This is a genomic window from Stutzerimonas sp. LR2, from assembly GCF_055755175.1.
In genome coordinates this window covers 1-530 of sequence record NZ_JBVTRR010000108.1, presented here as the reverse complement: position 1 = coordinate 530, position 530 = coordinate 1, and the positions used below count along the sequence as shown (strand labels likewise).

General features: G+C 46.2%; 1 protein-coding gene. It reads right to left on the bottom strand.

The window, feature by feature from the left end; all coding sequences use genetic code 11:
• A partial coding sequence (locus ACVRRC_RS22305) for a hypothetical protein (RefSeq protein ID WP_472997627.1) occupies positions 1-530 on the bottom strand: 530 nt, incomplete at both ends.

The window sequence follows — 530 nt, the reverse complement described above, 5'->3', positions numbered from 1 at the left end:
CGTTTCAAAGAACTTGCAAACCACTTTTTCGAACTGATCCCAGGTCATCCGCTCTAAGACCTGACGTGCATTGACAACCCCTTTAAGCTTGCTCAGCGCTCGGCCAGAAGCCGATAACTGTAGATACTTAACGACAGTCCCAACGAAGAAACACAAGCCGATATAAAATAGGAAAGCGCCAACCAGCAATGGGAGTTTTGCATGGAGCAGGTTCATGACAGAGACCATTTTGTCTTCAACCTTTTCGCCAGGCGGGAACAATACATCGACCATTGCTTGACTGATAGCACTTTGATACCCATAACCGTAGAGCAGCATGGCGATAGCCGCGACAGGGAGCCCGACATAGACACGAAATAGCAACGTGGACTGAGGGGCATTTAAGGTGCGCCAGTTTTCTTTTCTGAACCACGTTCCGACAACAACCCTACCAGAGAGTGTAAATAACAGAAAAATGGACAATGTCAGCAACAAGGAAATTAGCTGAATTTTTGCACTTCCCACAAATACCGTATTGAGCACAATAATCA